This window comes from Frigidibacter sp. SD6-1, from assembly GCF_030143255.1.
Classification (GTDB): Bacteria; Pseudomonadota; Alphaproteobacteria; order Rhodobacterales; family Rhodobacteraceae; genus TMP-24.
Genome location: NZ_JARJNR010000026.1, coordinates 1 through 1,575, shown reverse-complemented (window position 1 = coordinate 1,575; position 1,575 = coordinate 1). Strand labels below are relative to the sequence as shown.

At 53.2% G+C, this 1,575-nt stretch carries 2 protein-coding genes; both read left to right on the top strand.

Features of this window, described 5'->3' with window-relative positions; translation table 11 throughout:
* On the top strand, positions 1–453 hold a 453-nt coding region (locus P0645_RS19200), incomplete at its 5' end, for a hypothetical protein (RefSeq protein WP_284166161.1).
* Between the two features lie 71 nt (positions 454–524).
* On the top strand, positions 525–1,136 hold the full coding sequence (locus P0645_RS19195; protein ID WP_349775100.1) for a polymorphic toxin-type HINT domain-containing protein: 612 nt from the start codon (positions 525–527) through the stop codon (positions 1,134–1,136).
* Positions 1,137–1,575: the final 439 nt, after the last annotated feature.

Sequence of the window (1,575 nt, the reverse complement as noted above, 5' to 3'; positions counted from 1 at the left end):
GCCTGTCTAACCGCTTGGATTCACGAAGTGAATCCTTTGCCACCAGAGTTATGCAACAACGCCATTTCGGTAGAGAAATTTTTCAAGGTATTGGAGTTTCTGTGCCCAAAGACCGAACTCATCTTGGGTATTGTATTTCTGTCGGGTAGAATGGTGCTGAACCCAGAAAAAAGAAACATAGCGGCGACGAACTATTGGGCGGGTCGGAGCGAGGGTGCAATGAATATGGTAAACTCGTTTAATTGGGTTGAACTCGATGACTTCCTATCCGGTGACATATCAGAAGATGACATGACTGCTTTCGCCGAGACAGTACGAATGCATTGGCAGGCCAGTCTGACGCGCCTTTATATGGAGCACCAAATAGTGGTCAAAGTGTTGGCGCCGCATGAAACAGGTGGCGGACACGGCGTGGGTTTTGAACAATGTCCACCAAAGCATACGCTGCCATAGATGCGGCCGATTCTATACAAACTCGCAAAGCTTAGGTTGTATTGACAAGAGGAACTCACCAGACACTCTGACTGAGGTCGGCGCTGCGCGAGGGCGATCTGGTGATCGCGCGGAACGAGGAGACGGGCCAGACCGGGGTCTTCCCGGTGACGGCGGTGATGGGGCGTCAGGCGACCGATCTGGTGCGGCTGACGCTCGAGGGTCCGGACGGGACGGTCAGCGCGATGGCGGTGACGGCGGAACATCCGCTCTATGTCGCGGGCGAGTGGGTCAGGGCCGGCGATCTCAAGCCCGGCGACGGGATCGAGAATGCGGACGAGACCCTCATCCGCGTGCTCACGGTCACGCTGGACGCGACGCCGACCTTGGTGCACAATATCGAGGTCGCAGGCGCGCATACCTACTTCGCGGGCGAGCTGGAGGCGTGGGGGCATAATGCGAAAAGGCGCTACGGCGATGGCGGATTTATCCCACAAGCTGTAAAAGATGCGGCCGACTGCATTGCTAAAGGAAAATGTGAGTATTGCGGTATTGACCTCTCAACCACAAAAAAACATTATGATCACATAACTCCGCTGATTGCCGGTGGCACGAGCAAAGATGTAAGAAATATTGCTTGTGCATGCATGAGCTGTAATCTCAAAAAAGGCCGTAAAGACCCATTGAAGTTTATGGGTGATTGAGGAGTTTCAACGTTGCTAGCTAACTCGATCGGTGAAATTCCTGTCCATGCCAAGGTTTATGTATGTGGTCACGTCTTTGATCACTCAAGACCCCCAATGCTCTTTGCCCGCGAAAATGATGGGGATCTAGTTTGTACGTGTGGTTGCGACGTTAAAGTGGCGCATACAGTCGGATTTGGACACCTGCGGGAAAAGCTTCGGGAGCTAGCAGCTTATTCCATGCTAGAACCTAGGGAATATTATTGGCGCGAAAATGAGGGAGAGCTATGGGAAAAGGACTCCGCCTAGTGTGCGGAGGCCAGATTCGCTCCCCCCTTTCGGGTTCCTGCGGGTAAAGAAGTAGCTTCGGCAGCCCCATGCCATTGTGCCGTAGAGCGGCATTGTTGCATAAGTCACCCTTGAGGAAAGATAGCCCCTTTCCCCTTCATTATCAGCCCAC